Consider the following 23,454-nt stretch of genomic DNA (forward strand, 5'->3'; position numbering starts at 1 on the left):
CCATTATTTATATATAAAGTATTGACCTATAATCCTTGGGTGAGATCATGGAGATCGAAGAATGGGAGCAGCGCTATTCTGAAGCATTTTCAAATATCAGTGGTTTATTAGGCAATATCAAAGGTGTTTTTGTAGCATACAACAGCAATGTAGATGCTATCAAGCACATAAAAGAACATGAGATTAAAAGACTGATTCAGCTTCTGGGTTGTGAAAACGTACAGCAGAGAATCCTGGATTATCCTCGTGAGATAGAGGATCCGGTTGACTTCATGGCTCGTCTGATAATCGCAATGCGTGATGGTAAGGCAGCTGAAGTTCCAACTTATACGACAGACCTGCATGACTGGCTTATGGACAACCTTGTGTTCGACAAGGCCCGCATGGGTGGACAGGCAGGTATCATTGCAAATCTTCTGGCAACCCTTGGTGTTAATAATGTCATCAGCTATGTACCCTGGCTCTCAAGGGAGCAGGCAGAGTACTATGTGGACATGCCCAACCTGAACTGTCCTGTGGTGGAAGATGGGAAACTCTTTTTGAAACATCCCAAAGATGCATACGATCCTGAGCAGAAACCAAAGATCAACTGGATAATCGAATTCTCGAAAGGCACAAAAGTGAATTGTTCCGGTGAGGTATTTTCGGTACCCAGGGATAATCGTCTCATCATTTCCTCAAGGCCAAAATGGATCCGTATAGATATGGACAGGCAACTGTACGACCACCTTCCTGAGATAAGTGAGAGCATAGACGGTGCCATCCTTGCAGGCTATCAGATGATCAAGGAAGAATATGATGATGGCAGCGACTGTCATGATTACGTTGAGAAAGCTGTAAATGTCATAGAACGACTCAAGGAGCACAATCCTGATCTGCGTCTGCATGTGGAATTCACTTCCATACAGAACAAGGCCATCCGTAAGGCAGTGCTCACCAGGATAGTCAAAAAGCATGTAACTTCCCTGGGGCTTGATACTGTGGAAGTTGCAAACGCTCTGAACGTGCTGGGGTATGAGGAGCTTGCATACTCTGTGATAAATAAAGGGGAGAACAGCATTGTTTCCCTTTATGAGGGTGCTGTAAAACTGCTGCACGAGCTTGATCTTCAAAGGGTGCATATACACTCCCTGGGTTTTTATATCTGTGTGGTATCAAAGGATTATCCTCTTGATGAGAAATCACACAGGGAAGCTCTTTTGTTTGCATCCACTCTGGCTGCCACCCAGGCAACCCTCGGTTCCATAGGGGGAATGAATGATGCAGATGTGGGATTGGATGTGCCTGTTTATAGTCAGGGATATGATGGCCTGAGGCAGCTGGAAAAATACCTTGTCAGACGGGGGATATGTTCGGTTCAGGATTTTGAGGATGGATGTATCAGTACGGCCAGTCACAACCTGATAATAGTGCCCTCGAAGGTTGTCAAGGACCCTGTAGCAACCGTGGGCATTGGCGATACGATCTCAGCAGGTGCGTTCATAGCTATACTCGCAAAGCTCAAAGAGAATAAGATAAAGAAAGCCTGAAAAATGGAGTAATCAATTTGAACATTCTCTGTGGATATAATGCGAATATAGATTCAATTTATTCTATCAAAGGTTCGGAGTTAAATGAGCTCCTGTCAACATTTACAAAAGAGGAGATAGTTGACAGCTTGTCCAATCCTCCGGGTGAGATCACATCCATACCTGAATTTCTCGCAGGTCTAATATCCTGTATGAAAGATGGCTCAGGCGGGGAGTGGATGATCCATGAAAAAGCCGTTTATGAATGGCTCAAGAGCAACTATTTTGAGAGATCCCTTCTGAGAATGGGGGGTAATATGGGTATAATGGCCAACGTACTTTCTCAGCTTGGTGCTTCAAAGGTTGTCCCAAACGTTGTGAATCCCTCCCGGATACAGATGTCCTTCTTTTCCGGTGATGGTATTTTTCTGCCATCTTCCAGTTACTCATCCATTGATATGGAAAGTGTCGATGTTTCAGCGGCAGCAGAAGAATTCGATGAGGATCCAATTCATTTTGTTTTTGATTTCAAGAAAGGAGAAACTTTTTCCCTGTTTGGGCAGGACATTGTAGTTCCTAGGGAGAACAGGTTCATTGCCACTTATGACCCGTTAAATTCCAGACTCCGGATAAACAATGAATTTGCAGATTATGCCACAACGCATATCCGGGAGATGGACGGTGCTTTGATCTCGGGTTTTCATATGCTTCAGCTTAGTTATCCGGATGGCAGTGGTTATGCGGAAAAGCTCGATAATGTTTGTGAGCAGCTTCGTTTGTGGAAGCAACTTAACAATAATATTCATATACATGCAGAATTCGGTCACTTCTCCATACCTGACCTGGCAATCTCTGTCTTTTCCACAATTGCTCCCCTTGTAGACAGCATTGGAATGAACGAGGATGAGTTGTCCATGCTGGGCAGTATTCACGGCATGGATGCAAGGTCTATAATAGGAATGGATTCTTTTGTGATACTCGAAGCAGCCATAAAGGTATGCGATATTTCCGGCTTGAAGAGCCTGTTCGTTCACACAAGGGAATTTGTTATGTCCATCTCAAGCCTTTCCATAAATTATCAGGACGAAGTGAAAGCTCTGGAATTTGGTATTAGTTGTGCAGCAGCCTTTGCTGCATCCGGTAAACTCGAGAGCCGGGAATTCATTCTGGATGTTGCTTCGACGATCCATGAAAGTGAATTTGGTCGCCTGCAAGTGGGCAAACTTTCAGATATCCCATCCCTGCATCAAAATGATGCTACATGCGGCATATTCAAAGGATATGCGATTTGCGCTATTCCCACATTGATATGCCATGAACCGATATCCACCGTTGGACTCGGAGATACCATATCAGCCGCTACTTTTTTAAGGCGACTTGAGTTAGGGAAATAATATGTACACAATCTTTAATGAGGACTTTAGTCTGGATTACACACTGGACTGCGGACAGGTATTCAGATGGGATTATATCGACGGCTGGTGGGTAGGCGTGGTGGCAGGTCATTTTGCACGTCTTCGACAGGACAGTATGACAGGTGAGGTAACGGTTGATTCCTATCTTTCAAAAGAGTTTTTTGAGTCATACTTCCGTTTCGATGATGACCTTGAGTATATTCTGGCTGAAGTCAACAAGGACGAGTTCATGAATGAAGCCATCAGGAAATACCAGGGACTTCGCCTGATTCGTCAGGATCCCTGGGAATGTCTGATTTCCTACATGCTTGCAACAGCCTGGAATATCCCTAACATCAAAAGGGGCATATCCCAGCTTTGCGAGAGATATGGCCATGAATTAGATTTTGGATTCTATTCATTCCCTGATCCGGAATCTCTTGCCTATGCATGTGATGAGGATCTGCTCCAATGTAAGCTTGGATTCAGGGGTGGGCGTATTGTTGATGCGGCCGTAGAGGTAGGAACTGGTGATCTTGATCTGGGCGAGCTTTTCGAGATGGATTACAATACAGCAAAACAGAGATTGATGGAATTAAAGGGCATTGGTGAAAAGGTTGCGGACTGCATACTGCTTTTTGCTTATGGTAAATTAGAAGCTTTCCCGGTTGATACTCATGTTGAGCAGGTTGTTAAAAATGTTTATGGGGATCATGAGTTCTTCAAGGGAAATGCTACAAAAAGCAAGATTGGGGATTGGGGTCGCATGTATTTCGGAGAATACTGCGGGTATGCACAACAGTATTTCTTCTATCAGAAAAGGATGGAGGGGCTTTGACCCCTTTTATATTTGCAATAATTTACAATATTTTGTTCCATTTTCTCATGGATATTCTGAAATCTTCATCTTCAATGTTGCAAATTTCCCTGTCCACAAGTATTCTGAAACCCTCATTAACTGCCAGAGTAATCTGTTTTCCAAGGGCGCAGGTGTTTATCCTTCCTTCAAGAAGATCTTTTGCTGTCGCAAACTTTCTTTTTATGTCTGCAACATAGTATCCGTTTTCCACATAAAAGGAAAACACACCATCTGTACTCTCATATTTTGACTTGAATGCCTGTGCGTGGCTGCGAACCCATACGGGTGGACCCTGGTGCTTTTTTACCTCAGGAAGTCTCGATGAAAGCAGTTCCATCAGGACAACAGCATCTTCTCCTGCCCATGTAATACTGTTCAGGACAGTGAATTCATTTTCTTCAAGTAGTGCCCGAACCCCGCTCTTCATTTTATCAAGCTGTGGGTAGAGTATGTCGTCAACCACATCAGGTGCTTTGAAGACAATTGCAACAAAGGAGCTTTTCCGCTCATTGAGGAGATTTTCTATTTCCATGTCATCGAGGGGTTTTTCAGGTTCGGGGAAAAAGTAATGCATTGCAGGTTCTTCAGTATAAGAGCGACAGATGTCTATGAACCCGGCAAACCTGTCAATAGAAAGTGCGGCTGCCACATTTCTCTTTGGGTCTGTGGGGTCAATTACGGACAGGGGTTCATCGTGCTTAATTGTTCCATGGGACTTCAGGTCAATAATTGTGCCAGGTCTCCAGTCACATGCATTGGCAATTACTTCTTTGAAAGAACCATAATTGAGAGTGAGGAGTTCTGTAAGATATCCTGAAAATCCCTGGGTGCGAAGTTCGGAGCCATATACTCCGGTCCCTTTCATGAACTGTTTTAGCAGGAGAACTTCATCTTCGCGTCCGTTGATATTCTCTTTTATGAATTCATTATGAAATGGTGTCCTGTCAACTGCAGACTTGATATTGGATGCACGATCAACTGCAAAACAGGGAACTATATCCACATCGAATCCCTGATACTGCATGTTCATATATGGATGCTCAGCATAGCGTTCTTCCACATATTCAGCATCTTTTGAAACTTCTCTTGCAATCATCAGTCCATGTTCTTCCAGTTCTTCACGACTGGCATCTTCGGGAAAAGAGATGAATATATCAAGATCATGAGTGCCGGATATCCATGTGCCCCTGGCAGCAGAACCTACAAGTTTTGGTTCAATTCCTGGAATTTCGAATTCTTTTGCAGCAACCTTAACCCTGTCAAACAATTCAGTAACGATATCTTTTATGATCTCCGCTTCTTCAAGAGTCGGCTTAATTCTCAGGAGTACTTGTTCTTCGATATTCATTATCCAATCCAACTTACCATAAATAATTAAAAAATAGGTCTTGCAATTTACTATAACATACTATTGAAAAAGGAATGAACTAACATATCCCGATATTTTCCTTTTTGATAACGTGATTGTAGTTCTTATAGCCAAGTATGTCGGCTATTTCATTGGTGTGTTTGCCCCGGACCTTTTCAAGTTCGGTGGAATTGTAATCAGTGATTCCTTTGGCAAATACATCACCGTTGCATTCGATCTCGACAATATCTCCTCTGTCAAAATCCCCGCTTAGGTTAACTATGCCTGAGGGCAGAAGGCTCATACTGTTAAGGATCGCTTCCTTTGCGCCTGCATCGACCTCTATGGTTCCGCAGGATTTTGAAAGAAGTATCCATCTGATCCTGTTCTTATACACTTCCTGGTTTGCAAGGAACACTGTTCCTATTTGATCACCATCAAGTGCCTTTGTAATGACATTCTCGACATTGCTGTTTGCAATGAGCATGTAGCAGCCAGCCAGATTACAAATCCTTGCGGCTTCGATCTTGGTCCTCATGCCGCCGACACCTTTCATACTTGTGGGGCTACCACCGTAACTTTCGATCTCAGGTGTGATCTCCTCGACCACGCTAAGAAGTGTTGCATCATCATTGCGCTTTGGGTTCTTGTCGTACAACCCGTCGATATCTGAAAGGATTACCAGAAGATCGGCTTCCATCTTGCTTGCAACCATGGCTGAGAGCTTATCGTTGTCACCAAAGGTGGCTTCGATCTCATTTTCGCATGTGCTGTCGTTCTCGTTTATGATGGGGATGACTCCGTAGCTGAGCAGTGTTGATATGCTGTTCCTGAGGTTAAGGTATGTGAGCCTGTTTGAGAATGATTGATATGTAAGGAGGATCTGAGCAACCTTGAGGTCATGTTTTGCAAAGGACTTGCTCCATTCCTGCATGAGCACGCCCTGTCCCACGGCGGCACAGGCTTGTCTGACTGGTATCTCGCGTGGCCGGCTGTCAAAGTCCAGTATGTCTATGCCTATACCAATGGCACCGGAACTTACTAGTATGACTCTCTTTCCCTGTTCATGCAATCTTGCAACCTGAGCTGCCATGTTATCCATGAAATGGTGGTTGAGCTTACCGCTTTCGGTGTTGATTGATGATGTCCCTATCTTTACTACGATCTTGTTGACATCGCTGAAAAGTTCATTCCGGTCTATCAAGGATAATTCCCCGTTCAATTGCATCCTTTTTTGCTTGTATCACTCGTTAGATCTACAGGACATCAGATACTTTTTTGTCCATTACCTTGTGTGTGAATTTGCGTGCATCATCGCCTGCATAATCCGCAACCTTGTCGCCATTGCCCATAAGGATGTACTTGTAGATCATGAGTCCTTCCATTCCCACGGGTCCGCGTGCATGTATCTTGTTGGTGCTGATGCCAACTTCTGCACCTTTTCCATATCTGAAACCATCTGCAAACCTGCTTGATGCATTGATCATCACGCTTGAGGAGTCCACAAGACCGGTGAATGTCTTTCTCTTAGCCTTGTTCTCTGTGATTATCACGTCAGTGTGGTGTGAGCCATAAGTGTTGATGTGCTCGATCGCCTCTTCCATCGAACCTACCATCTTAATGGATACGATAAGGTCGTTGTATTCGGTCATCCAGTCTTCTTCGGTGGCTCTGACAACACTTTTGAGGAAGTCTATCTGCTCAAGGATTGCGTATGAACCTTCATCGCAGCGCATTTCTACTTCTGCCTCACTGAACATCTGTGCCATTTTGGGGAGGAACTTTTCTGCTACCTTTTCATTGACAAGCAGTGTCTCCATGGCGTTACATACTGCAGGGTACTGCACTTTTGAATCGAAGGTAACATCATAGGCTTTTGTGAGGTCTGCATCATCGTCAACATAGACATGGCAGATCCCGTCTGAATGTCCAAGAACAGGGATTCTGGTGTTGTTCTGTATGTATTTCACGAAGTCGTTGGAACCTCTTGGTATGAGCAGGTCGATGTAGGCATCCAGCTCAAGGATATCGTTGACCTCTTCCCTGGTTTCCATGAGCTGGAATGCACCGGATGGGATGCCTTCCACGGATTCCGCAGCTTCCACCAGCAGATCGAAGATGGCACGGTTGGAATTCAGGGCCTCGCTTCCGCCCTTGAATGTTGTGGAGTTCCCACTCTTAAGGCAGAGTGCCATGACCTGTGGTACAACATCAGGTCTTGCCTCGAATATCACGCCAATAAGGCCGATAGGACAGCTTACTTTGTAAAGCTCGAGTCCCTCGTCAAGTTCAAGGGTGTGTAGTGTTTCACCAACAGGGTCGATGAGCTTGACAACATCATGTATGCCATCTATCATACCACTGATCTTGCCGTCGTTGACCTTTAATCTGTCAACAAGCGCCTGTGAAAGCTCACCCTTGCGCTTGAGTTTCTCGGCAGCTTCGATATCCTTCCTGTTAGCTTCAAGAATGACATGGCGGTTCTCATCAAGAGCCTTTGCCATTGCCTCTAAAGCTGCGTTCTTCGTATCGGTATCAACACTTGCAAGGACAATTGATGCCTTCTTAGCCTGCATCACTTTTGCTTCGATTTCTGTGACCATGAAATAAACCACCCGGGTTTTAAAAGAGGGATTATGAAATTATTCTTAGTAAATGTATAATATGCAAATATTGCACATAGTTCTTTACTATTATACTTATCGATTATGAGCGGGGATGGTGGCCGATGTTCTATGTAAATCAGTTTTAGAATATTGTTTATTTTGTGTGGGATTTTATACTATCTAAAAATCACCATTCCCTGCCACACGTTAACACGTAACATCTTCTTAGATATATTTATCAATAATTGCTCTGTATGGGCTAACAGGAGAATAATCATGAGCACACGCGAGTATATGCTGGGAAATGTTGCAATTGCACGCGGTATCGTAGAAGGAGGCGGACAGGTCATATCCGGGTATCCCGGGACCCCCTCATCTGAAATAATCGGTACTCTGGCAGCGATGCAGGAAAGGAATTTTTATGTGGAATGGTCGGTCAATGAGAAAGTAGCTCTTGAGGTTGCAGCCGGTGCTGCAATGGCAGGTGTGCGTTCTGTTGTCACCATGAAGCACGTTGGTCTGAACGTTGCGGCAGACCCTCTGATGACTCTTGCTTACACAGGTGTCAAGGGCAGTATGGTCATCATCGTTGCAGACGACCCGTCATGCCATTCCTCACAGAATGAGCAGGACACCCGCAGGTACTCGCAGTTTTCACTAATTCCATGTCTCGATCCTGCAGACCCGCAGGAAGCAAAGGACATGATGTCATATGCATTCGAGTTTTCCAACAAGTTCCAGATACCTGTTATATTCAGGCCAACCACGCGTATCTCACACGGTAAGTCAGATATATTGCTTGGTCCTGTGAACGAGGACATGCCAGCGGCAGACTTCCAGAAGGACCTTGGACGATGGGTAATGATTCCCAAGAATGCCCGCGTAAGACATCCACATCTTCTCGATCTCCAGAAGGACATGCTTGCAGAGTTTGAGGACTCTCCATGGAACTCTCTTGAGATGCATGAAGGTGTCAAACTTGGTGTAATCGCATCAGGACTTGCTTCTGTCTATGCAAAAGAAGCACTGGCAAAAATGGGGATTGATGCATGTTTCCTTAAGATTGGTACTTACCCTATTCCCGAAGGGAAGATTCGCAGTATGATGGAACAGGTGGATACCATCCTCGTGTTCGAGGAAATGGAGCCTGTGGTGGAAGAGCAGGTGCGGATAATCGCTCAGCAGCTTGCAATTCCCACGACGATCATAGGAAAGTTGCAGGGTCCGGTTCCAAGGATATTCGAACTGAACGTTGATGTCTGTGCAGATGTGCTCGCAGAAGTGCTTGAGCTTGAAAAGACCGCCAATCCAGTTGATATCGGGGAGGATTTCGATTACAACGCATGCAGGATAGACCTTCCCATGCGTCCTCCGGTCATGTGTCCGGGATGTTCCCACAGGGGTACTTTCCATGCCATGAAAAAGGCATTCGGCAAGGATGCCATCTTCCCAAGTGACATTGGCTGCTACACACTGGGTATTCAGAGTGGTACTGTGGACACAACCCTCTGTATGGGTGGTAGTATAACCGTTGCCAGTGGGATGTATCAGGCAGGCGAGAAAAAGCCCATCTGCTGTTCCATAGGTGATTCTACCTTCTTCCATACTGGGATGAATGGCCTGCTTAACGCTATCTATAATAAAGCTGATATCACGGTTACCATTGTGGACAACCGTATTACAGCAATGACCGGTCATCAGCCAAACCCTGGAATGGGCAGGACTGCCACAGGTGAGGAAACATCTGAGGTTGATATCGCAGCTCTTTGTCGCAGTCTGGGTGCTGAATTCGTGGAAACTGTTGATCCTTACGACCTTGAGCAGACAGAAGAGGTCTTCAAACGAGCAAGGGGCTTCAATGGAACTTCTGTAGTTATTACAGAGCAACTTTGTGTGATCGATGCAAAGCGTTCTGGAATTCGCAGGAAACCATTTATTGTAGATTCAGAAAAGTGCACTGGCTGTAAAGCTTGTGTGAGACTCGGATGCCCTGCCATCGAGTTCGATGTGGGTACTAAAAAGGCATCTATCAACTCCATGTGTACGGGGTGTGCGGTATGTTCTCATCTGTGTAAGTTCGATGCAATCTCGGGGGTGAAGAAATGAGTGCAGAAGGAATTTCCCAATTTGATCTTGTAATTGCCGGTGTGGGTGGCCAAGGTACCATCCTTGCATCTGATATAATCGGTAAGGCTGCTGTAAAAGAGAATCTGTCAGTACGTGCAGCAGAGACTCACGGTATGGCGCAGAGAGGTGGTTCGGTTGTCAATCATATAAGAATTGGTTGTGAGCTTGGTTCCATGATCCCATTAAAGGGTGCTGACGTATTGCTTGCGCTTGAGCCAAGTGAGGCTTTAAGGTATGTTGACTATCTGGCAGAAGATGGTGTTATTATAGTGAACATCGACCCCATACACCCCGTGACTGTAACTTCCGGGCTTTGCACATATCCTGATGTGGATGATATTATTGCAAAGTTACGCGAAAATAATGAAGTTATCGCGTTTGATGCGACCGCTCTTGCGCTTGAAGCAGGTCATCCGCAGTCCATGAACGTTGTCATGGTTGGTGCAGTGTCGAAGTATCTGCCATTCTCTTCAGAAACCTTGCTGGAATCTGTGAAGGAACTAGTTCCTTCAAAAACAGTTGATATTAACGTGAAAGCCCTCGAACTGGGGAGGGCACAGGTATAAAAAGGGATTGATCTCTAAATCCCTTTCCTGAATATTTTAAAAATAATTTGTTTCCATATGTTTACAATGATGTTTATATGCAGAATCTTCTTATGTGTCCTTTGATCTGTTCTTGCATATCTTCATTGGCGAGTGCAAAGTCAATTATCGCTTTGACATACTCCGCCTTATCACCAGTGTCATATCTTTTTCCGGTGAATTTGTATGCGTATATCTTTTGCTGCTCGTTCAGCAGGCGGATTCCGTCGGTAAGCTGGATCTCGTTGCCAACGCCTGTTGTGGTGTTCTTGATGCAGTCCAGTATTTCCGGGGTGAATACATACCTTCCAATGGCACCTATGTTAGATGGTGCATTCTCTGGTGCTGGCTTCTCTATTATGTCTTCCAGCACGTAGAGTGATTCATCCAGTGCCTTTCCTTGAATTATGCCGTAGCTCCCAGTCTTTTCACGTGGAACTTCTTCGACTGCTATTGTGGAGCGGCCGTATTTCTGGAAGTTATCGATGAGCTGCTTGGTGCATGGTGTTCCATTTACTATAATATCATCACCAAGAAGTACTGCAAAAGGCTCGTCGTTTATATGTTTTTCAGCGGTAAGGATTGCATCGCCAAGGCCTCTGGGTTCTTTTTGCCTTATATAATGTATGTCTACCATGGAGGAAATGTCCTGGACTATCTTGAGCATGTTATCCTTGTTCTTTGCTTTCAGGTGCATTTCAAGTTCAGGGGAGTCGTCAAAATAGTCTTCTATGGATCGTTTGCTTCTTCCGGTAACAAATATTATGTCATCTATTCCGGATTCAATGGCTTCCTCCACTACATGGTGGATAACCGGTTTATCGATTATTGGAAGCATTTCCTTGGGCATGGACTTGGTTGCCGGGAGGAACCTTGTGCCCAATCCTGCTACTGGTATTACTGCTTTTTTAATCTCCACTTTTTCACTCCGGGATTCATTGTTCACATTGCTGCGTTCTAATGATGTAGATTTATATATAATACTTGTTAAGTTAGGTTTAATATGCAGTATCTTTTCCTGGGTATCTTTTACATAAAGCCGAATCCGCTTTTATCATGCAAAGGCCTTATATACTACATGCACGTTTAAAGGCCCTGTGTTAGGTTATATACTGTAACCTGGCAAGATTAAAATTATAGTGCGAAAAAGTCGGATTTAACATGAGTGTTAGGGCCTCTTCAAGAATGCCCAGCGTACACAAAGCAGTGTGCAGAAAATACAGTGATGTTTAAATCTTTTCGAGATGAGCGCCGTCGGTAGCCTATAGGTGTATCGGCATCTACTCATTGTTGGCATAGCATGCCTGAGTGCGTACGGTTCATGTACGTGGAGTTCAGGTCATGTTTTGTTCTTACATGTTGGTAGAGGTGTGATTGGCAGCTTTTTTGCATTTTCGGCCCGGCTATGCGGGGCCTGCTTAATAAGAATTAGGAGAATAATAATGGCAAAAGGACATAGACCAAGACGAGGATCACTCGCTTTTAGTCCGCGCAAAAGAGCAAAAAGCCACATACCACGGTTCAGATCATGGCCGGAATCCTTGGGGGAATCAAAGCTCCAGGATTTTGCAGGGTATAAAGTAGGCATGACTCATGTGGTATTGATTGATGATGTGAAGAACAGCCTTACAGAAGGTATGGAAATCTCAGTTCCAGTTACAATTGTGGAGACTCCTGCAGTACGTATTGCTGCAGTGCGTGCTTACACAAGTACATCATATGGTGACAAAGCACTCGCAGAAGCATGGGCTTCAGAACTTGACGAAAGTCTTGGAAAGACCCTGAAACTGCCAAAGAACGCTAACACTGAAGCTGCTCTTGAGAAACTCAGCAGCATAATCGACGAAGGCGATGTTACCGACATTAAGGTAATCTCATACACCTTACCAAAGAACCTTACTGGTGTTCCAAAGAAGAATTCCGATATCATGGAAACCGCTGTCAGTGGTTCTGATGTAAGGGCTAAGTTCGAATATGCAAAGTCCATACTCGGATCTGAGATCAAGATCAATGACGTATTCAACAATGGCGTATTTGTGGATGTCGCAGCTATCACTACCGGAAAAGGTACTCAGGGTCCTGTCAAAAGATGGGGAATCAACCTCATGAAGAACAAGCACTCCCGTCAGGGAAGCTTGAGACAGGTCGGTACTCTCGGTCCATGGACTCCTGCACACGTTAGCTGGAGGGTTCCACAGATGGGTCAGATGGGTTACCACCAGAGGACTGAATACAACAAGCGTCTTCTGAAAATCTCAACAGATGGTGAAGATATTACTCCTACTGGCGGTTTTACCAATTATGGTCTTGTCAGTGGCGATTACGTTCTGATCAAGGGAAGTATTCCTGGACCATCAAAGAGACTTGTCAGGCTCAGAGATCCAATGAGATCAAAAGTGTCTGCAATGGGCGAACCACAGCTCCTTCACGTGAGCACACAATCCAATCAGGGGTGAAGTGAATGGTTACAGCAAAAATCATAGATTTATCCGGAAACGTAAAGGGCGATGTGGAATTGCCTGAAGTTTTCAGTGAAGTTTACAGACCTGACCTTATCAAAAAGGCAGTTCTTGCAGCACAGGCAAACAGGCTGCAGCCCTATGGTCCTAAAATGTACGCAGGCATGGAAACATCCGCTGTGTCATGGGGATCAGGCAGAGGCGCTGCACAGATCCCAAGGATCGCAAATGGCAGTCGTGCAGCAAGAGTTCCTCAGTCTAGAGGTGGACGAAGGGCACACCCTCCAAAGCCAGAGACTGACAGGAGCGAGAAAGTAAACAAGAAAGAAAGACGCATGGCTATCCGCTCAGCTATAGCATCAACAGCTGATGCTGATCTCGTATCCGGTCGCGGTCACAAATTCGACGCACAGCTTCCATTAGTGGTTGACAATGCAGTTGAAGCTGTGGAAAAGACAAAGGATGTTATCAGCTTCCTGCAGTCCGCAGGTGTGTATGATGATGTTATGCGTGCAAAGGACGGCAGAAACATCAGAGCTGGAAAAGGTAAGCTTCGTGGTAGGAGATTCAAGAACAAAAAGAGTCTTCTCATTGTGACTGGAAATGAAAGTTCATTGTTCAGATCAGCAAGAAACCTTTCCGGTGTGGATGTAGTTTCAGTTGCTTCATTGAATGCTGAATTCCTTGCACCAGGAACCCATGCAGGCAGATTGACCGTGTGGACCGAATCCGCAATAGCCGATCTGGAGGGGATGTTCGAATGAGCTCCATAAAATATCCATTTATCACAGAAAAAGCAATGATGCTTCTTGAAGACAACAAGCTTCAATTCATCGTCGATACTCGCTCTAACAAAGGCCAGATAAAAGCCGATGTAAAGAAGATGTATGGCTTCCCTGTAAAATCAGTGTGTACCATGAGTACAATGAAAGGCCTTAAGAAGGCTGTAGTAACATTCGAAGGCACAGAGGCTGCCCACGAAATTGCTACTAGGATCGGTTTGATGTGAGGTGAAATAGTATGGGTAAAAGACTTATATCACAGAATAGGGGTCGTGGAACTCCTACTTACAGGTCACCTTCACACAAGTTCAAAGGCGCAATGAAGCATCCTCGTGTGGATGACAATGACACTGTATACGGTACAGTTGTCGATATTGTGCATGATCCGGCACGTTCCGCACCTGTTGTGAAAGTATCTTTCGAGAACGGTGAAGAACGCCTGATCCTTGCTCCTGAGGGAATTGCAGTAGGTAACAAGATCGCCTGTGGAATATCAGCAGAGATCAAGCCAGGAAACACCCTGCCACTGGCAGAGATTCCTGAAGGTATCCCTGTATGTAATATCGAATCCAAGCCAAACGATGGCGGACAGTTCGCACGCGCTTCTGGCGTATATGGTACTGTTGTGTCACACGACCGTGGGCAGACTGCTGTCCAGTTACCATCAGGTGAGATGAAATGGCTCAGTCCTAGATGTCGTGCAACCATTGGAATCGTTGCAGGTGGCGGTAGGGTGGACAGACCATTCCTCAAGGCAGGTAAGAAATACCACAAGATGAAGTCAAGGGCCGCAAAATATCCACGTGTGTCAGGTGTTGCTATGAACTCCGTTGACCACCCCTATGGTGGAGGTAACCGTAAGCACCCTGGAAGGCCAACAACCGTCTGCAGAAATGCGCCACCTGGTGCTAAGGTCGGTCATATAGCAGCACGCAGGACAGGAAAGCGTTAAAGCGGAGGATTAATCATGGCAAGAAAATCATCATCAAGATTACCAAAACGAAAAGGAGAATATACCTTCCGTGGTAAAACGGTAGAGGAACTCCAGAAATTAAGCATGGATGAGTTTGCAGAATTATTGCCATCAAAAGAGCGCCGTACTATTAGAAGGGGCTTTACAGATGGTAGAAAAGATGTAATTCAGCAGATCAGAGATGGTAAGGACAACGTTCGTACTCACTACAGGGATCTTATTATATTCCCAGAGATGGTTGGTAAGAACCTTGAAGTATACAACGGCAAGACATTTGTGGCATTTGAAGTGCAGCCTGAAATGCTCGGACACAGATTTGGTGAATTTTCACCAACCCGCGCAAAATGCTCTCACGGAAGTGCAGGTGTCGGAGCAACCCGCTCAAGCAAGTTCGTTCCACTGAAATAGGTGATATTATATGGCAAGAATTGGATATTCCACGGAATTGGACTCAAAAGTCAGTTCAAAAGCGATGGGTGCAGAACTTCATATATCACCTAAGAAGTCACGTGAGCTTGGGAAAGCTATCAAGGGCATGCGTCTTGAAGTAGCTGAGAAATATCTCGAGAGTGTTGTCGAACTGAAGCAGGCTGTTCCTTACGGCAGACACAACGATAGTTGCGGTCACAGAAAGGGACCAATGGCGACAGGTGGTTATCCTGTGAAAGTATCACAGGCTTTCCTGAAGATTCTGGAGAACGCTAAAAACAATGCCGAATACAAAGGACTCGACCCTAGCCACATGTATATTGCGCACGTTTGTGCAAAGCGTGGACGTGTAATCCACGGAATGAGAGCAAGAGCTCGTGGACGTGGCAGTCCTAAGAACACAGAGACTGTAAATGTCGAGATTATTTTGAATGAGGTGCGTTAATGGCAATAGAGAAGAAGTTCGTCCAGGATGGTTACACAAAAGCATCAGTGGATGAATATTTCGCAAAACAGCTTAACAGAGCTGGTTATGGTGGTATGGAGATAAACCGTACACCAATGGGTACCCAGATCACTGTATATGCCGAGAAGCCTGGAATGGTCATCGGTAAGGCTGGAAAGGTAATCCGAAAACTTACTCGTGATATTGACAGAATGTATGATATGGATAACCCGCAGATCGATGCACAGGAAGTCAAGAAGCCAGAGCTTAATGCTCAGATGATGGCAAGCCGTTTAGCATCATCCATCGAGAGAGGATGGTACTTCAGAAAGGCTGGCCACAACACATTAAGGGCTATCATGAATGCCGGTGCACTTGGTTGCGAGATTATTATCTCCGGTAAACTTACCGGTTCACGATCCAGGGTAGAGAAGATGGTCAACGGATACATTAAACACGCAGGTGATCCTGTGAATAATATCGTTGACGAAGGATTCGCAACAGCTGTTAAAAAGCTTGGAACCCTTGGATGTAAAGTTAGAATTATCCCTCCAGGTGCAGTATTGCCTGACGCTTTCACAATGAGAGAAATCGTCGAGGAAGCTGAAGTTGAAGCAGTTATTGCTGGCGATGATGCAAAAGCCGGCATTGAAGAACTTGTGGAAGCTGAAGCAAAGGGCGAAACTGTAGATGAAGAGGAAGTCGAAATGGTTGTTGAAGAAACCGTTTCCGAAGTTTCAGAGGGAGCTCCTGTTGTAGAAGCTGAAGCTGTGGCAGAGGAAGCTGGTTCAGAAACAGCAACTGAGAGTGCAGAAGGGCCAGCAGCTCTGGAAGATGTCGTTGATGAACAACGCAGACTTGCAGAAGATAATGTCTGGCAACACAAGCACGAAGGCTATGATTACTGGCACCCTGTTGGACGTGTTCACAAGGAGGAGAAGTAATGGCAATTCTTCGTTTGAACGAAATCAGGGATATGTCCCCAGAAGAAAGACTGGATGAACTTGACAAAATGAGAGATGAACTCATTCGTGAGCGTGCTCTCTCCTCTGCAGGTGGTGCTCCTGACAATCCTGGAAGGATTGGCGAACTTAAGAGAACCATTGCAAGGATCAAGACAATCCAGAATGAAATGAAGGAGATCTGAGTGGAAATCACTTCTTCTAAGTTGATATTCCACGAACTGATTGGATTAGTTGCTGAAGTAGTAGAAGCTACTAATCCATCGTTAAGAGATATACGCGGCAAAGTGGTTGATGAAACAAAGAATATGATAAGTGTTCAAACAAAGGTTGGCCAAATAAAAATGGTTCCAAAAAGAGGTACGACCTTTGTGTTTCAGATACCTGCCCGTTTTTCGGGCAAGCATGCTGAGAGGTATGTAAAAATAGATGGGAACCTTCTGCTCTCACAACCTGAGAACAGAACCAAGAATATTAGAAAAATACGCATGAGGTAATAATCATGGCAAAAGATATCGGACTGGATGTCCCTGCTCCAGAAAAGGAGTGTGACGATATAAACTGTCCATTCCATGGGGAACTCCCTATTCGCGGTCAGGTCCTAGTTGGGACTGTTGTAAGCGATAAGATGGACAAGACTGTGGTCATCCAGCGAAAGCATGAGATCCTTATTAAGAAGTATCAGAGATATGAAAAGAGGCAATCTAAGATTCACGCACATAATCCTTCCTGCATCAGTGCAAAGGTAGGAGATGTTGTAACAATCGCAGAGTGCAGGCCGCTTAGCAAGACTAAATCATATGTGGTCGTTAAAGCGGAGGCTCAGGCATGAGGGGCATTAGATCTAAAGTTCCACGTTCTTTAAATGCAGGAGCAAAGATCGACTGTGTGGACAATACAGGTGCACGTGTAGTTGAGATAATCTCCGTAAAAGGTTACAGAGGTGTCAAGAACAGGATGCCAAAAGCTGGTGTAGGAAATATGTGTGTCGTATCTGTTAAGAAGGGTACACCTGAGATGCGCAAGCAGATCCTCCTGGCAGTTGTAATCCGCCAGAAGCAGGAATTCCGCCGTCCCGATGGTCTTAGGGTTTCATTCGAAGATAACGCTGTCGTTATTGTCGACAAAGATGGAATCCCAAAGGGAACTGATTTCAAGGGTCCTGTGGCAAGAGAAGCAGCAGAAAGGTTTCCAAAGATCGGTACCACTGCATCTACTGTAGCATGAGGTGAGGAAATGGTATCAAATCAACCAAGAAAACAGAGGAAAGCAAGGTACAACGCTCCTCTTCACATCAGGCAGAGATACATGGGTGCTCCCCTTTCAAAGGACCTTCGTGGTAAATATGGTAGCAGATCTGCAAATGTGGTAGTTGGCGACACTGTAAAGGTAACACGCGGTGACCATGCTGGTACAACAGGAATAGTAGAAGCAATCTCCTTAAAACATGGGACAATTGTAGTTGAAGGTGTATCCGTTTCAAAAGCAGACGGAACTGAGGTGCCAAGGCCACTCTACCCCTCAAAAGTAATTATCACATCCCTTGAAATGAAGGACGATCGCAGAGAAGCAATAATCAGTAGGAATAGGTGATTCTGTGGGTAAACATCAGAAAAGAATATCTGTCCCAAACAGCTGGCAGATATCAAAGAAATCCAATAAATGGATCACATCAGCAAGGCCTGGTCCACATAACCAACAGCAGAGTATTCCTCTCGCTGTAGTTCTTAGGGACATGTTGGGTGTAGTTGATAATCGTGCAGAAGCAAAGCGCATCCTATCTGAAGGTAAGATTCTTGTTGACGGAATTGTCAGAAAGGATCTGAGGTTCCCTGTGGGATTATTGGATGTAGTGTCCTTCCCATTAGAGAATGTAGCATATCGCGTCCTGTTGGATCGTAAGGGAAGGCTTATGCTTCACAAACTGGATGATATAAACGCTAACAAGCTCTGCAGAATCGATGATAAGACCACCATTAAGGGTGGAGCAGTACAATTGAATCTCAACGATGGTACAAACATCATTGGTTCAAATGATTACAAGGCAAAGGACTCCATTATTCTTTCACTTCCTGGCAAGGAAGTTGTCAAGCACATCAAGTACGAGGTAGGTAACCTTGCATTGATCGTTGGCGGGAAGCATACTGGAGAGACCGGTACTATCAAAGAGATCAACACTGTTCGCAGTTCAAAGCACAACACTGTTTCAATATCCGGTGCATATGACTTCGAGACAGTTGAAGACTATGTGGTAGTTATCGGTGAGGATGAACCTGAGATCAAATTAGGTGGTGAAGTGGTTGAATAATCCTATGAGATCACCTGTTGTTGAGAAGGTCGTAGTTCACATGGGTGTTGGAGAAAGTGGTCAGCACCTTGTGGATGCAGAAAACATCCTCGGAGAGATCACAAAGCAGTCCGTTGTCAGGACTTATTCAAAAAGAACACTTCCAGCATTCAGCATCAAGAAGAGTGAACCAATCGGATGTAAGGTAACTCTCAGAGGCGAACGTGCCGAAGAGTTCCTTAAGACATCACTTGGTATCATTGAGAGCCAGCTTCGAGCTTCTCAGTTTGACAAATACGGAAACGTTGCTTTCGGTGTCGAAGAACATACCGATTATCCTGGTATGAGATACGATCCGAACATTGGTATCTTTGGTATGGACATCAATGTTGTCGTGAATCGCCCTGGCTACAGGATCAATAAGAGAAGGATTGTAAAGAGAAAGATTCCTACGTCACACAGGATCACAAAGGAAGATACAATCACCTTCTTTAAAGACAAATATTCGGTGGAGGTTATGTAATGGTTCGTACCACTAAGAATTTTGGACGGGGCGCAAGCGAGTGCAAAAGATGCGGAAGAAAACAAGGTCTGGTAAGGAAATATGGAATTTATCTTTGCAGACACTGTTTCCGTGAAGTAGCCCGCGATATGGGATTTGTGAAAAACACGTGAGGTGGAAGATATGGTATTATTAGATCCTCTTGCAGATGCTTTATCAACTATAAAGAATGCAGAGGCTGTAGGAAAAAGCTCCTGTAGTATCAAGCCAGCATCAAAACTGATTGGCACTGTCCTAAAGGTAATGCAGTCCCGTGGATATGTTGGTGAATTCGAGTTTGTTGAAGATGGCAAAGCAGGAACTTACAAGGTAGAACTTATTGGTAGAATCAACAAATGTGGTGCTATCAAGCCACGTTATTCAGTTGGTGCAGCTGATTTCGAAAGATGGGAAAAGCAGTACCTTCCAGCGAAGAACTTCGGTACACTTATATTGACAACCTCAACGGGTGTCATATCACAGTACGAAGCTCGTGAGAATAATGTCGGTGGACAATTAATTGCATATGTGTACTGATGGAAAGGTGATGTCATGGCAAAAGAGATCAAGAAAACAATCCCAATTCCAGATGGTGTAACCGTCACGTATGAAGGGAAAGTCCTTTCTACATCAGGACCAAAAGGCAAGAATGAAAGGCAGTTCTGGTATCCAGGCATCAATCTGGAAGTGACTGACTCAGAGATTGTTGTGGACACGGGATCCTTAAAGAAGGCTCAGAAAGCAATGGTCGGAACTTTCACTTCACATGTTGATAACATGGTCAAAGGTGTAACCGATGGTTTTGAGTATCGCATGAAGGTTGTTTATGCTCACTTCCCTATGCAACTTAAGGTGGAAAGCAAAAGGCTGACAATTTCCAATTTCCTTGGTGAGAAGAAACCAAGGACTGCAAATATCCTTGGAGATACTACTGTAAAGACAAGTGCTGATGAAGTAATTGTCACAGGTATCAATAAGGAGGATGTTGGTCAGACCGCAGCTAACATCGAGCAGGCTACCAAGATAAAGAGGTTTGATCCACGTGTGTTCCAGGATGGAATATACGTAGTGGAGAAGATAGTGTAGGTGATTTGAATGAATGATAATATCAAACGCCTTTTCAAGGTAAGAAAAGTCCAGAAGGCTAAGAAGCCAAATTTCAAAAGAGCTGATGCTCACAAATACAAGCGTCTGGACAACAACTGGAGACGTCCAAGAGGTCTCCAGGGCAAGATGCGCAGAGGCATTAAGTGTAAGGGTCCAGTTGTTCAAGCAGGCTATGGTAGTCCTACAGCTGTCAAGGGTTTACACCCATCCGGATACTATGATGTTCTTGTAAACACAGTTGCAGATCTGGATAACATTGATGCAGCTACTGAGGCAATCAGAATTTCCGCAACTGTCGGTGGTAGGAAGAAAGCAATCATCGAAGCAAAGGCTTCAGAACTTGGTATCAAGGTCTTTAACCCAACAAGAGGTGAATGAGATGACTGATCTGACAAACCAAAAGAGGATTGCCTCTGAAGTTCTTGGCTGTGGTGTTCACAGGGTCTGGCTTGACCCTGAAGCATCTGCCGATATTGCTGTAGCTATCACAAGGGCTGATATACGTGAGCTCGTCGAAGCTGGCAGTGTCAAAGCAATACCTGTTAAGGGTGTTAGCCGCGGACGTGCAAGAGAAAGAGATGCCAAGCGTAAGTATGGGCACCGCAAAGGACACGGTAAGAGAAAGGGTAGAAAGGGTGCACGTAATCCTCGTAAAGAGCAATGGATGAAGAAGATCCGTGCTATAAGGAAGAAGCTTAAGGAAATGCGTGCTGATGGTTCACTCGACAAATCCACCTATTGCAAAGTCTATCGTAAGGCAAAGGGTGGCGAATATCGTAGTGTAGCTCACCTTGAATCACACTTGGAATCCGAGAAGCTCATAAAGGGCAAGGAATAATTAATTATCGGAGGATTTAATTATGGCAACAGGTCCCAGATATAAAGTCGCATTTAGGCGACGTAGGGAAGGCCGCACTAATTACCACCACAGATTAAGATTACTTCTTTCAAAAGAAGATCGTGTGGTTGTGCGCAAGAGTTCAAGGCACATGCAGGTTCAGCTTGTAGCTCCTAAACCTGAAGGGGATGTAACCCTTTCATCTGCAATTTCAACAGAACTTTCAAAGTATGGATATAGTGCAGCTACTGGAAATACAACAGCTGCATATCTTACTGGTCTGTTATTTGGCTACAGGGCTTTGGGTAATGGACATGAGTATGGTGTCCTTGACATAGGACTTCAGGCATCATCTCCAGGATCACGTGTATATGCAACCTTAAAAGGCATAGTAGATTCTGGTTTTGAGATTCCTCACAGCACATCTGTCTTCCCGTCAGATGAGAGAGTGAGAGGAGAACATGTAGCAGAATATGTGGAAGGATCAAATTTACCTGAACTGTTCGATGCAGTTAAGGAAAAGATCTCTGCTGACTTCAACTAGGTGATTATTTATGGCATATGAGTATGAAAAAGAATGGGTTCCACAGACCCGACTTGGAAACCTCGTTCAAGAAGGGCAGATTACTTCCATGGACGAAGCAATTGAATCCGGTCTTCCTGTGAGAGAATCCAAGATAATCGATATCCTATTGCCTGATCTTGAGGATGAGGTGCTTGATATTAACATGGTCCAGAGGATGACTGACTCTGGCCGCCGTGTTAAATTCAGAGCTACCGTAATCGTAGGAAACGGAAACGGTTTTGTTGGTCTTGGACAGGCAAAAGATGTGCAGGTCGGTCCTGCTATCAGAAAGGCAATTGATAATGCTAAAATCAATATCATTAAGGTAAAGCGCGGATGCGGTTCATGGGAATGCGCATGCGGACTTGAGCACACAGTACCTTCACAGGTACGTGGTAAGGCAGGCAGTGTTCTTGTAGAACTGAAGCCAGCACCACGTGGGCTTGGTCTTGCTGCAGGTGATACTGCAAGGAAAGTTCTTGAGAAGGCAGGTATCAAAGATGTCTGGACAAGGACCGAAGGTACTACAAGAACTACCTTGAACTTTGCAAAGGCAACATTCAACGCACTTCACAACGCAGGTATGGTAAGAATGCCTGCAAAGATGGAAAAGGAGGCCTGAAATGTACGCTTTAGTTAGGGTACGTGGTAATGTGAACGTCAGAGGGACCATCGAAGATACCCTCAAGATGCTTCGCTTACACAGGGTGAACCACTGTGTTCTATTAAGTGACAATCCTCATAACACCGGAATGATCCAGAAGGTAAAGGATTATACGGCATATGGCGTGATTGACGCTGAAACTCTTACAGCAATGCTTGAAAACCGCGGTAGACTCCAGGGAGGTGCAAGACTTACCAACGAATATGTTGTTGAGAGCACTGACTACGATTCTATCGAATCATTTGCACAGGCTGTATGTGATGGTAATGCAACTCTTAAGGACGTTCCACAGCTCAAGCCGGTTTTCAGACTGCACCCTCCAAGAAAAGGACATGCAGGTATCAAGAGAACTGTTCAGCAGGGTGGCGTTCTGGGTAACCATGGCGAAAACATCAATGCATTATTGAACAAGATGAGGTAGTTTTCATGTCAAAGGAAAAAACCAAGAAGTTCAGGGGCTCAAGAACCTGCGGCGGCGGTACCACTAAGAACAGACGTGGTGCAGGAAACCGTGGTGGAAGGGGTAAATGTGGTGAGAACAAGCACCATGCAACTCTTGCACAGAAATTGGGCTACCAGCGTGGTCATCAGAAGGGATTTACTCGTCCTTTGAAGATGCTCAGGGATGTTTCCATAGTTAATGTTGGGGAAATTGATGAACTTGCAAGCCAGCTTGTTGATGATGGTTTTGCAGAAATCAATGATGGTGTTTACAACATTAACCTTTCGGACCTTGATATCGAGAAAGTTCTGGGCTCAGGTATAGTTTCAAAGAAACTGGCTGTAACTGCAAAAACATTCTCTGCTACCGCAAGGGCTAAAATCGAAGACGCAGGTGGATCCTGTATAGGATTTGAAGAGTAATGCCATTAGGCATTACTTATTTCATTTATGCTAAAACATAAATGTTTTTTTTTATTTATTGATCTTTTTATGGTACATATTTATTAACCAGTAGGACCATCTGGGTATACTT

Annotated in this window: 32 protein-coding genes; 28 read left to right on the plus strand and 4 right to left on the minus strand. The window is 44.8% G+C overall.

Annotation, left to right across the window (positions count from 1 at the left end):
• Positions 1-47 precede the first annotated feature (47 nt).
• Genes pfkC through V7O66_RS13470 form a run of 3 tightly spaced genes read left to right on the plus strand, consistent with a single transcriptional unit; the run spans position 48 to position 3,740 of the window.
• A complete protein-coding gene (gene pfkC / locus V7O66_RS13460; protein ID WP_406660825.1) occupies positions 48-1,529 on the plus strand; it encodes an ADP-specific phosphofructokinase in 1,482 nt (493 codons plus the stop codon).
• A gap of 17 nt (positions 1,530-1,546) precedes the next feature.
• Positions 1,547-2,902 (plus strand): ADP-dependent glucokinase/phosphofructokinase, encoded by a 1,356-nt coding sequence (locus V7O66_RS13465; RefSeq protein ID WP_406660826.1) that lies wholly within the window; start codon positions 1,547-1,549, stop codon positions 2,900-2,902.
• 1 nt (position 2,903) lies between these two features.
• A complete protein-coding gene (locus V7O66_RS13470; RefSeq protein WP_406660827.1) occupies positions 2,904-3,740 on the plus strand; it encodes a DNA-3-methyladenine glycosylase family protein in 837 nt (278 codons plus the stop codon).
• 22 nt (positions 3,741-3,762) lie between these two features.
• Here the strand turns inward: V7O66_RS13470 and cca are convergent, their stop codons facing one another.
• The 3 genes from cca to V7O66_RS13485 form a co-directional block, all read right to left on the minus strand.
• The gene (gene cca / locus V7O66_RS13475; RefSeq protein ID WP_406660828.1) at positions 3,763-5,109 is read right to left on the minus strand and encodes a CCA tRNA nucleotidyltransferase; all 1,347 of its coding nucleotides are present in this window, start codon (positions 5,107-5,109) and stop codon (positions 3,763-3,765) included.
• A 79-nt stretch (positions 5,110-5,188) separates the two neighbouring features.
• Positions 5,189-6,313, minus strand: a complete 1,125-nt coding sequence (gene proB, locus V7O66_RS13480) for a glutamate 5-kinase (RefSeq protein ID WP_406660829.1) — start codon at positions 6,311-6,313, stop codon at positions 5,189-5,191.
• A 52-nt stretch (positions 6,314-6,365) separates the two neighbouring features.
• The gene (locus V7O66_RS13485; protein WP_406660830.1) at positions 6,366-7,712 is read right to left on the minus strand and encodes a glutamate-5-semialdehyde dehydrogenase; all 1,347 of its coding nucleotides are present in this window, start codon (positions 7,710-7,712) and stop codon (positions 6,366-6,368) included.
• A 279-nt stretch (positions 7,713-7,991) separates the two neighbouring features.
• Between V7O66_RS13485 and iorA the strand changes: the two genes are divergently transcribed.
• Positions 7,992-9,821: an indolepyruvate ferredoxin oxidoreductase subunit alpha gene (iorA, locus tag V7O66_RS13490; RefSeq protein ID WP_406660831.1), complete on the plus strand. Its 1,830-nt coding sequence runs from the start codon at positions 7,992-7,994 to the stop codon at positions 9,819-9,821.
• Positions 9,818-10,408 (plus strand): indolepyruvate oxidoreductase subunit beta, encoded by a 591-nt coding sequence (locus V7O66_RS13495; RefSeq protein WP_406660832.1) that lies wholly within the window; start codon positions 9,818-9,820, stop codon positions 10,406-10,408. The genes iorA and V7O66_RS13495 overlap by 4 nt, the downstream gene beginning before the upstream one ends.
• Before the next feature lie 73 nt (positions 10,409-10,481).
• On the opposite strand, the gene galU is transcribed toward V7O66_RS13495, so the two are convergent.
• Positions 10,482-11,345, minus strand: coding sequence for a UTP--glucose-1-phosphate uridylyltransferase GalU (gene galU, locus V7O66_RS13500; protein ID WP_406660833.1), 864 nt, complete (start codon positions 11,343-11,345; stop codon positions 10,482-10,484).
• A 523-nt stretch (positions 11,346-11,868) separates the two neighbouring features.
• Between galU and rpl3p the strand changes: the two genes are divergently transcribed.
• Genes rpl3p through V7O66_RS13615 form a run of 23 tightly spaced genes read left to right on the plus strand, consistent with a single transcriptional unit; the run spans position 11,869 to position 23,342 of the window.
• A complete protein-coding gene (gene rpl3p / locus V7O66_RS13505; RefSeq protein ID WP_406660834.1) occupies positions 11,869-12,882 on the plus strand; it encodes a 50S ribosomal protein L3 in 1,014 nt (337 codons plus the stop codon).
• A gap of 5 nt (positions 12,883-12,887) precedes the next feature.
• Complete coding sequence (rpl4p, locus tag V7O66_RS13510) at positions 12,888-13,649, plus strand: 50S ribosomal protein L4 (protein ID WP_406660835.1); 762 nt, start codon at positions 12,888-12,890, stop codon at positions 13,647-13,649.
• On the plus strand, positions 13,646-13,894 hold the full coding sequence (locus V7O66_RS13515; protein ID WP_406660836.1) for a 50S ribosomal protein L23: 249 nt from the start codon (positions 13,646-13,648) through the stop codon (positions 13,892-13,894). Before rpl4p ends, V7O66_RS13515 begins: the two co-directional genes overlap by 4 nt.
• Positions 13,895-13,905: 11 nt before the next feature.
• Positions 13,906-14,619 (plus strand): 50S ribosomal protein L2, encoded by a 714-nt coding sequence (locus V7O66_RS13520; protein WP_406660837.1) that lies wholly within the window; start codon positions 13,906-13,908, stop codon positions 14,617-14,619.
• Positions 14,620-14,634: 15 nt separating this feature from the next.
• Positions 14,635-15,048, plus strand: a complete 414-nt coding sequence (locus V7O66_RS13525) for a 30S ribosomal protein S19 (protein ID WP_406660838.1) — start codon at positions 14,635-14,637, stop codon at positions 15,046-15,048.
• Between the two features lie 10 nt (positions 15,049-15,058).
• A complete protein-coding gene (locus V7O66_RS13530; RefSeq protein ID WP_406660839.1) occupies positions 15,059-15,514 on the plus strand; it encodes a 50S ribosomal protein L22 in 456 nt (151 codons plus the stop codon).
• Positions 15,514-16,458, plus strand: a complete 945-nt coding sequence (locus V7O66_RS13535) for a 30S ribosomal protein S3 (protein ID WP_406660840.1) — start codon at positions 15,514-15,516, stop codon at positions 16,456-16,458. The genes V7O66_RS13530 and V7O66_RS13535 overlap by 1 nt, the downstream gene beginning before the upstream one ends.
• Complete coding sequence (rpmC, locus tag V7O66_RS13540) at positions 16,458-16,661, plus strand: 50S ribosomal protein L29 (protein WP_406660841.1); 204 nt, start codon at positions 16,458-16,460, stop codon at positions 16,659-16,661. The genes V7O66_RS13535 and rpmC overlap by 1 nt, the downstream gene beginning before the upstream one ends.
• Positions 16,662-16,973, plus strand: a complete 312-nt coding sequence (gene rnp1 / locus V7O66_RS13545) for a ribonuclease P protein component 1 (RefSeq protein WP_406660842.1) — start codon at positions 16,662-16,664, stop codon at positions 16,971-16,973. It begins immediately after the preceding gene.
• Between the two features lie 5 nt (positions 16,974-16,978).
• Entirely contained in the window at positions 16,979-17,308 is a 330-nt protein-coding gene (locus V7O66_RS13550) for a 30S ribosomal protein S17 (RefSeq protein ID WP_406660843.1), read from the plus strand.
• Entirely contained in the window at positions 17,305-17,703 is a 399-nt protein-coding gene (locus V7O66_RS13555; protein WP_406660844.1) for a 50S ribosomal protein L14, read from the plus strand. The genes V7O66_RS13550 and V7O66_RS13555 overlap by 4 nt, the downstream gene beginning before the upstream one ends.
• A 9-nt stretch (positions 17,704-17,712) precedes the next feature.
• The gene (rplX, locus tag V7O66_RS13560) at positions 17,713-18,069 is read left to right on the plus strand and encodes a 50S ribosomal protein L24 (protein ID WP_406660845.1); all 357 of its coding nucleotides are present in this window, start codon (positions 17,713-17,715) and stop codon (positions 18,067-18,069) included.
• Positions 18,070-18,073: 4 nt separating this feature from the next.
• Complete coding sequence (locus V7O66_RS13565; protein ID WP_406660846.1) at positions 18,074-18,784, plus strand: 30S ribosomal protein S4e; 711 nt, start codon at positions 18,074-18,076, stop codon at positions 18,782-18,784.
• A gap of 4 nt (positions 18,785-18,788) precedes the next feature.
• Positions 18,789-19,286 carry a 50S ribosomal protein L5 gene (locus tag V7O66_RS13570; RefSeq protein ID WP_406662678.1) on the plus strand — a complete coding sequence of 166 codons (498 nt, stop codon included), beginning with the start codon at positions 18,789-18,791 and terminating at the stop codon, positions 19,284-19,286.
• A complete protein-coding gene (locus V7O66_RS13575; RefSeq protein ID WP_406660847.1) occupies positions 19,286-19,438 on the plus strand; it encodes a 30S ribosomal protein S14 in 153 nt (50 codons plus the stop codon). Before V7O66_RS13570 ends, V7O66_RS13575 begins: the two co-directional genes overlap by 1 nt.
• A gap of 10 nt (positions 19,439-19,448) precedes the next feature.
• Positions 19,449-19,841: a 30S ribosomal protein S8 gene (locus V7O66_RS13580; RefSeq protein ID WP_406660848.1), complete on the plus strand. Its 393-nt coding sequence runs from the start codon at positions 19,449-19,451 to the stop codon at positions 19,839-19,841.
• A 15-nt stretch (positions 19,842-19,856) separates the two neighbouring features.
• Entirely contained in the window at positions 19,857-20,390 is a 534-nt protein-coding gene (locus V7O66_RS13585) for a 50S ribosomal protein L6 (RefSeq protein WP_406660849.1), read from the plus strand.
• Between the two features lie 9 nt (positions 20,391-20,399).
• Positions 20,400-20,789: a 50S ribosomal protein L32e gene (locus tag V7O66_RS13590; RefSeq protein ID WP_406660850.1), complete on the plus strand. Its 390-nt coding sequence runs from the start codon at positions 20,400-20,402 to the stop codon at positions 20,787-20,789.
• Between the two features lies 1 nt (position 20,790).
• Entirely contained in the window at positions 20,791-21,249 is a 459-nt protein-coding gene (locus V7O66_RS13595; protein ID WP_406660851.1) for a 50S ribosomal protein L19e, read from the plus strand.
• Between the two features lie 22 nt (positions 21,250-21,271).
• The gene (locus tag V7O66_RS13600) at positions 21,272-21,793 is read left to right on the plus strand and encodes a 50S ribosomal protein L18 (RefSeq protein WP_406660852.1); all 522 of its coding nucleotides are present in this window, start codon (positions 21,272-21,274) and stop codon (positions 21,791-21,793) included.
• Positions 21,794-21,803: 10 nt separating this feature from the next.
• Positions 21,804-22,436: a 30S ribosomal protein S5 gene (locus tag V7O66_RS13605; RefSeq protein ID WP_406660853.1), complete on the plus strand. Its 633-nt coding sequence runs from the start codon at positions 21,804-21,806 to the stop codon at positions 22,434-22,436.
• Position 22,437: 1 nt separating this feature from the next.
• Positions 22,438-22,899 (plus strand): 50S ribosomal protein L30, encoded by a 462-nt coding sequence (locus tag V7O66_RS13610; protein WP_406660854.1) that lies wholly within the window; start codon positions 22,438-22,440, stop codon positions 22,897-22,899.
• A 5-nt stretch (positions 22,900-22,904) separates the two neighbouring features.
• Complete coding sequence (locus V7O66_RS13615) at positions 22,905-23,342, plus strand: uL15m family ribosomal protein (protein WP_406660855.1); 438 nt, start codon at positions 22,905-22,907, stop codon at positions 23,340-23,342.
• Positions 23,343-23,454: the final 112 nt, after the last annotated feature.

The organism is Methanolobus sp. ZRKC3 (genome assembly GCF_045291275.1).
Lineage (GTDB): Archaea > Halobacteriota > Methanosarcinia > Methanosarcinales > Methanosarcinaceae > Methanolobus.

Excerpts from the sequence above, each read along its gene's own strand:
- pfkC (WP_406660825.1), top strand. The coding sequence starts at position 48 with ATGGAGATCGAAGAATGGGAGCAGCGCTATTCTGAAGCATTTTCAAAT.
- V7O66_RS13470 (WP_406660827.1), top strand. The coding sequence starts at position 2,904 with ATGTACACAATCTTTAATGAGGACTTTAGTCTGGATTACACACTGGAC.
- cca (WP_406660828.1), bottom strand. The coding sequence starts at position 5,109 with ATGAATATCGAAGAACAAGTACTCCTGAGAATTAAGCCGACTCTTGAA.
- V7O66_RS13485 (WP_406660830.1), bottom strand. The coding sequence starts at position 7,712 with ATGGTCACAGAAATCGAAGCAAAAGTGATGCAGGCTAAGAAGGCATCA.
- iorA (WP_406660831.1), top strand. The coding sequence starts at position 7,992 with ATGAGCACACGCGAGTATATGCTGGGAAATGTTGCAATTGCACGCGGT.
- V7O66_RS13495 (WP_406660832.1), top strand. The coding sequence starts at position 9,818 with ATGAGTGCAGAAGGAATTTCCCAATTTGATCTTGTAATTGCCGGTGTG.
- rpl3p (WP_406660834.1), top strand. The coding sequence starts at position 11,869 with ATGGCAAAAGGACATAGACCAAGACGAGGATCACTCGCTTTTAGTCCG.
- rpl4p (WP_406660835.1), top strand. The coding sequence starts at position 12,888 with ATGGTTACAGCAAAAATCATAGATTTATCCGGAAACGTAAAGGGCGAT.
- V7O66_RS13515 (WP_406660836.1), top strand. The coding sequence starts at position 13,646 with ATGAGCTCCATAAAATATCCATTTATCACAGAAAAAGCAATGATGCTT.
- V7O66_RS13520 (WP_406660837.1), top strand. The coding sequence starts at position 13,906 with ATGGGTAAAAGACTTATATCACAGAATAGGGGTCGTGGAACTCCTACT.
- V7O66_RS13525 (WP_406660838.1), top strand. The coding sequence starts at position 14,635 with ATGGCAAGAAAATCATCATCAAGATTACCAAAACGAAAAGGAGAATAT.
- V7O66_RS13530 (WP_406660839.1), top strand. The coding sequence starts at position 15,059 with ATGGCAAGAATTGGATATTCCACGGAATTGGACTCAAAAGTCAGTTCA.
- V7O66_RS13535 (WP_406660840.1), top strand. The coding sequence starts at position 15,514 with ATGGCAATAGAGAAGAAGTTCGTCCAGGATGGTTACACAAAAGCATCA.
- rpmC (WP_406660841.1), top strand. The coding sequence starts at position 16,458 with ATGGCAATTCTTCGTTTGAACGAAATCAGGGATATGTCCCCAGAAGAA.
- V7O66_RS13550 (WP_406660843.1), top strand. The coding sequence starts at position 16,979 with ATGGCAAAAGATATCGGACTGGATGTCCCTGCTCCAGAAAAGGAGTGT.
- V7O66_RS13555 (WP_406660844.1), top strand. The coding sequence starts at position 17,305 with ATGAGGGGCATTAGATCTAAAGTTCCACGTTCTTTAAATGCAGGAGCA.
- rplX (WP_406660845.1), top strand. The coding sequence starts at position 17,713 with ATGGTATCAAATCAACCAAGAAAACAGAGGAAAGCAAGGTACAACGCT.
- V7O66_RS13570 (WP_406662678.1), top strand. The coding sequence starts at position 18,789 with ATGAGATCACCTGTTGTTGAGAAGGTCGTAGTTCACATGGGTGTTGGA.
- V7O66_RS13575 (WP_406660847.1), top strand. The coding sequence starts at position 19,286 with ATGGTTCGTACCACTAAGAATTTTGGACGGGGCGCAAGCGAGTGCAAA.
- V7O66_RS13580 (WP_406660848.1), top strand. The coding sequence starts at position 19,449 with ATGGTATTATTAGATCCTCTTGCAGATGCTTTATCAACTATAAAGAAT.
- V7O66_RS13585 (WP_406660849.1), top strand. The coding sequence starts at position 19,857 with ATGGCAAAAGAGATCAAGAAAACAATCCCAATTCCAGATGGTGTAACC.
- V7O66_RS13590 (WP_406660850.1), top strand. The coding sequence starts at position 20,400 with ATGAATGATAATATCAAACGCCTTTTCAAGGTAAGAAAAGTCCAGAAG.
- V7O66_RS13595 (WP_406660851.1), top strand. The coding sequence starts at position 20,791 with ATGACTGATCTGACAAACCAAAAGAGGATTGCCTCTGAAGTTCTTGGC.
- V7O66_RS13600 (WP_406660852.1), top strand. The coding sequence starts at position 21,272 with ATGGCAACAGGTCCCAGATATAAAGTCGCATTTAGGCGACGTAGGGAA.
- V7O66_RS13605 (WP_406660853.1), top strand. The coding sequence starts at position 21,804 with ATGGCATATGAGTATGAAAAAGAATGGGTTCCACAGACCCGACTTGGA.
- V7O66_RS13610 (WP_406660854.1), top strand. The coding sequence starts at position 22,438 with ATGTACGCTTTAGTTAGGGTACGTGGTAATGTGAACGTCAGAGGGACC.
- V7O66_RS13615 (WP_406660855.1), top strand. The coding sequence starts at position 22,905 with ATGTCAAAGGAAAAAACCAAGAAGTTCAGGGGCTCAAGAACCTGCGGC.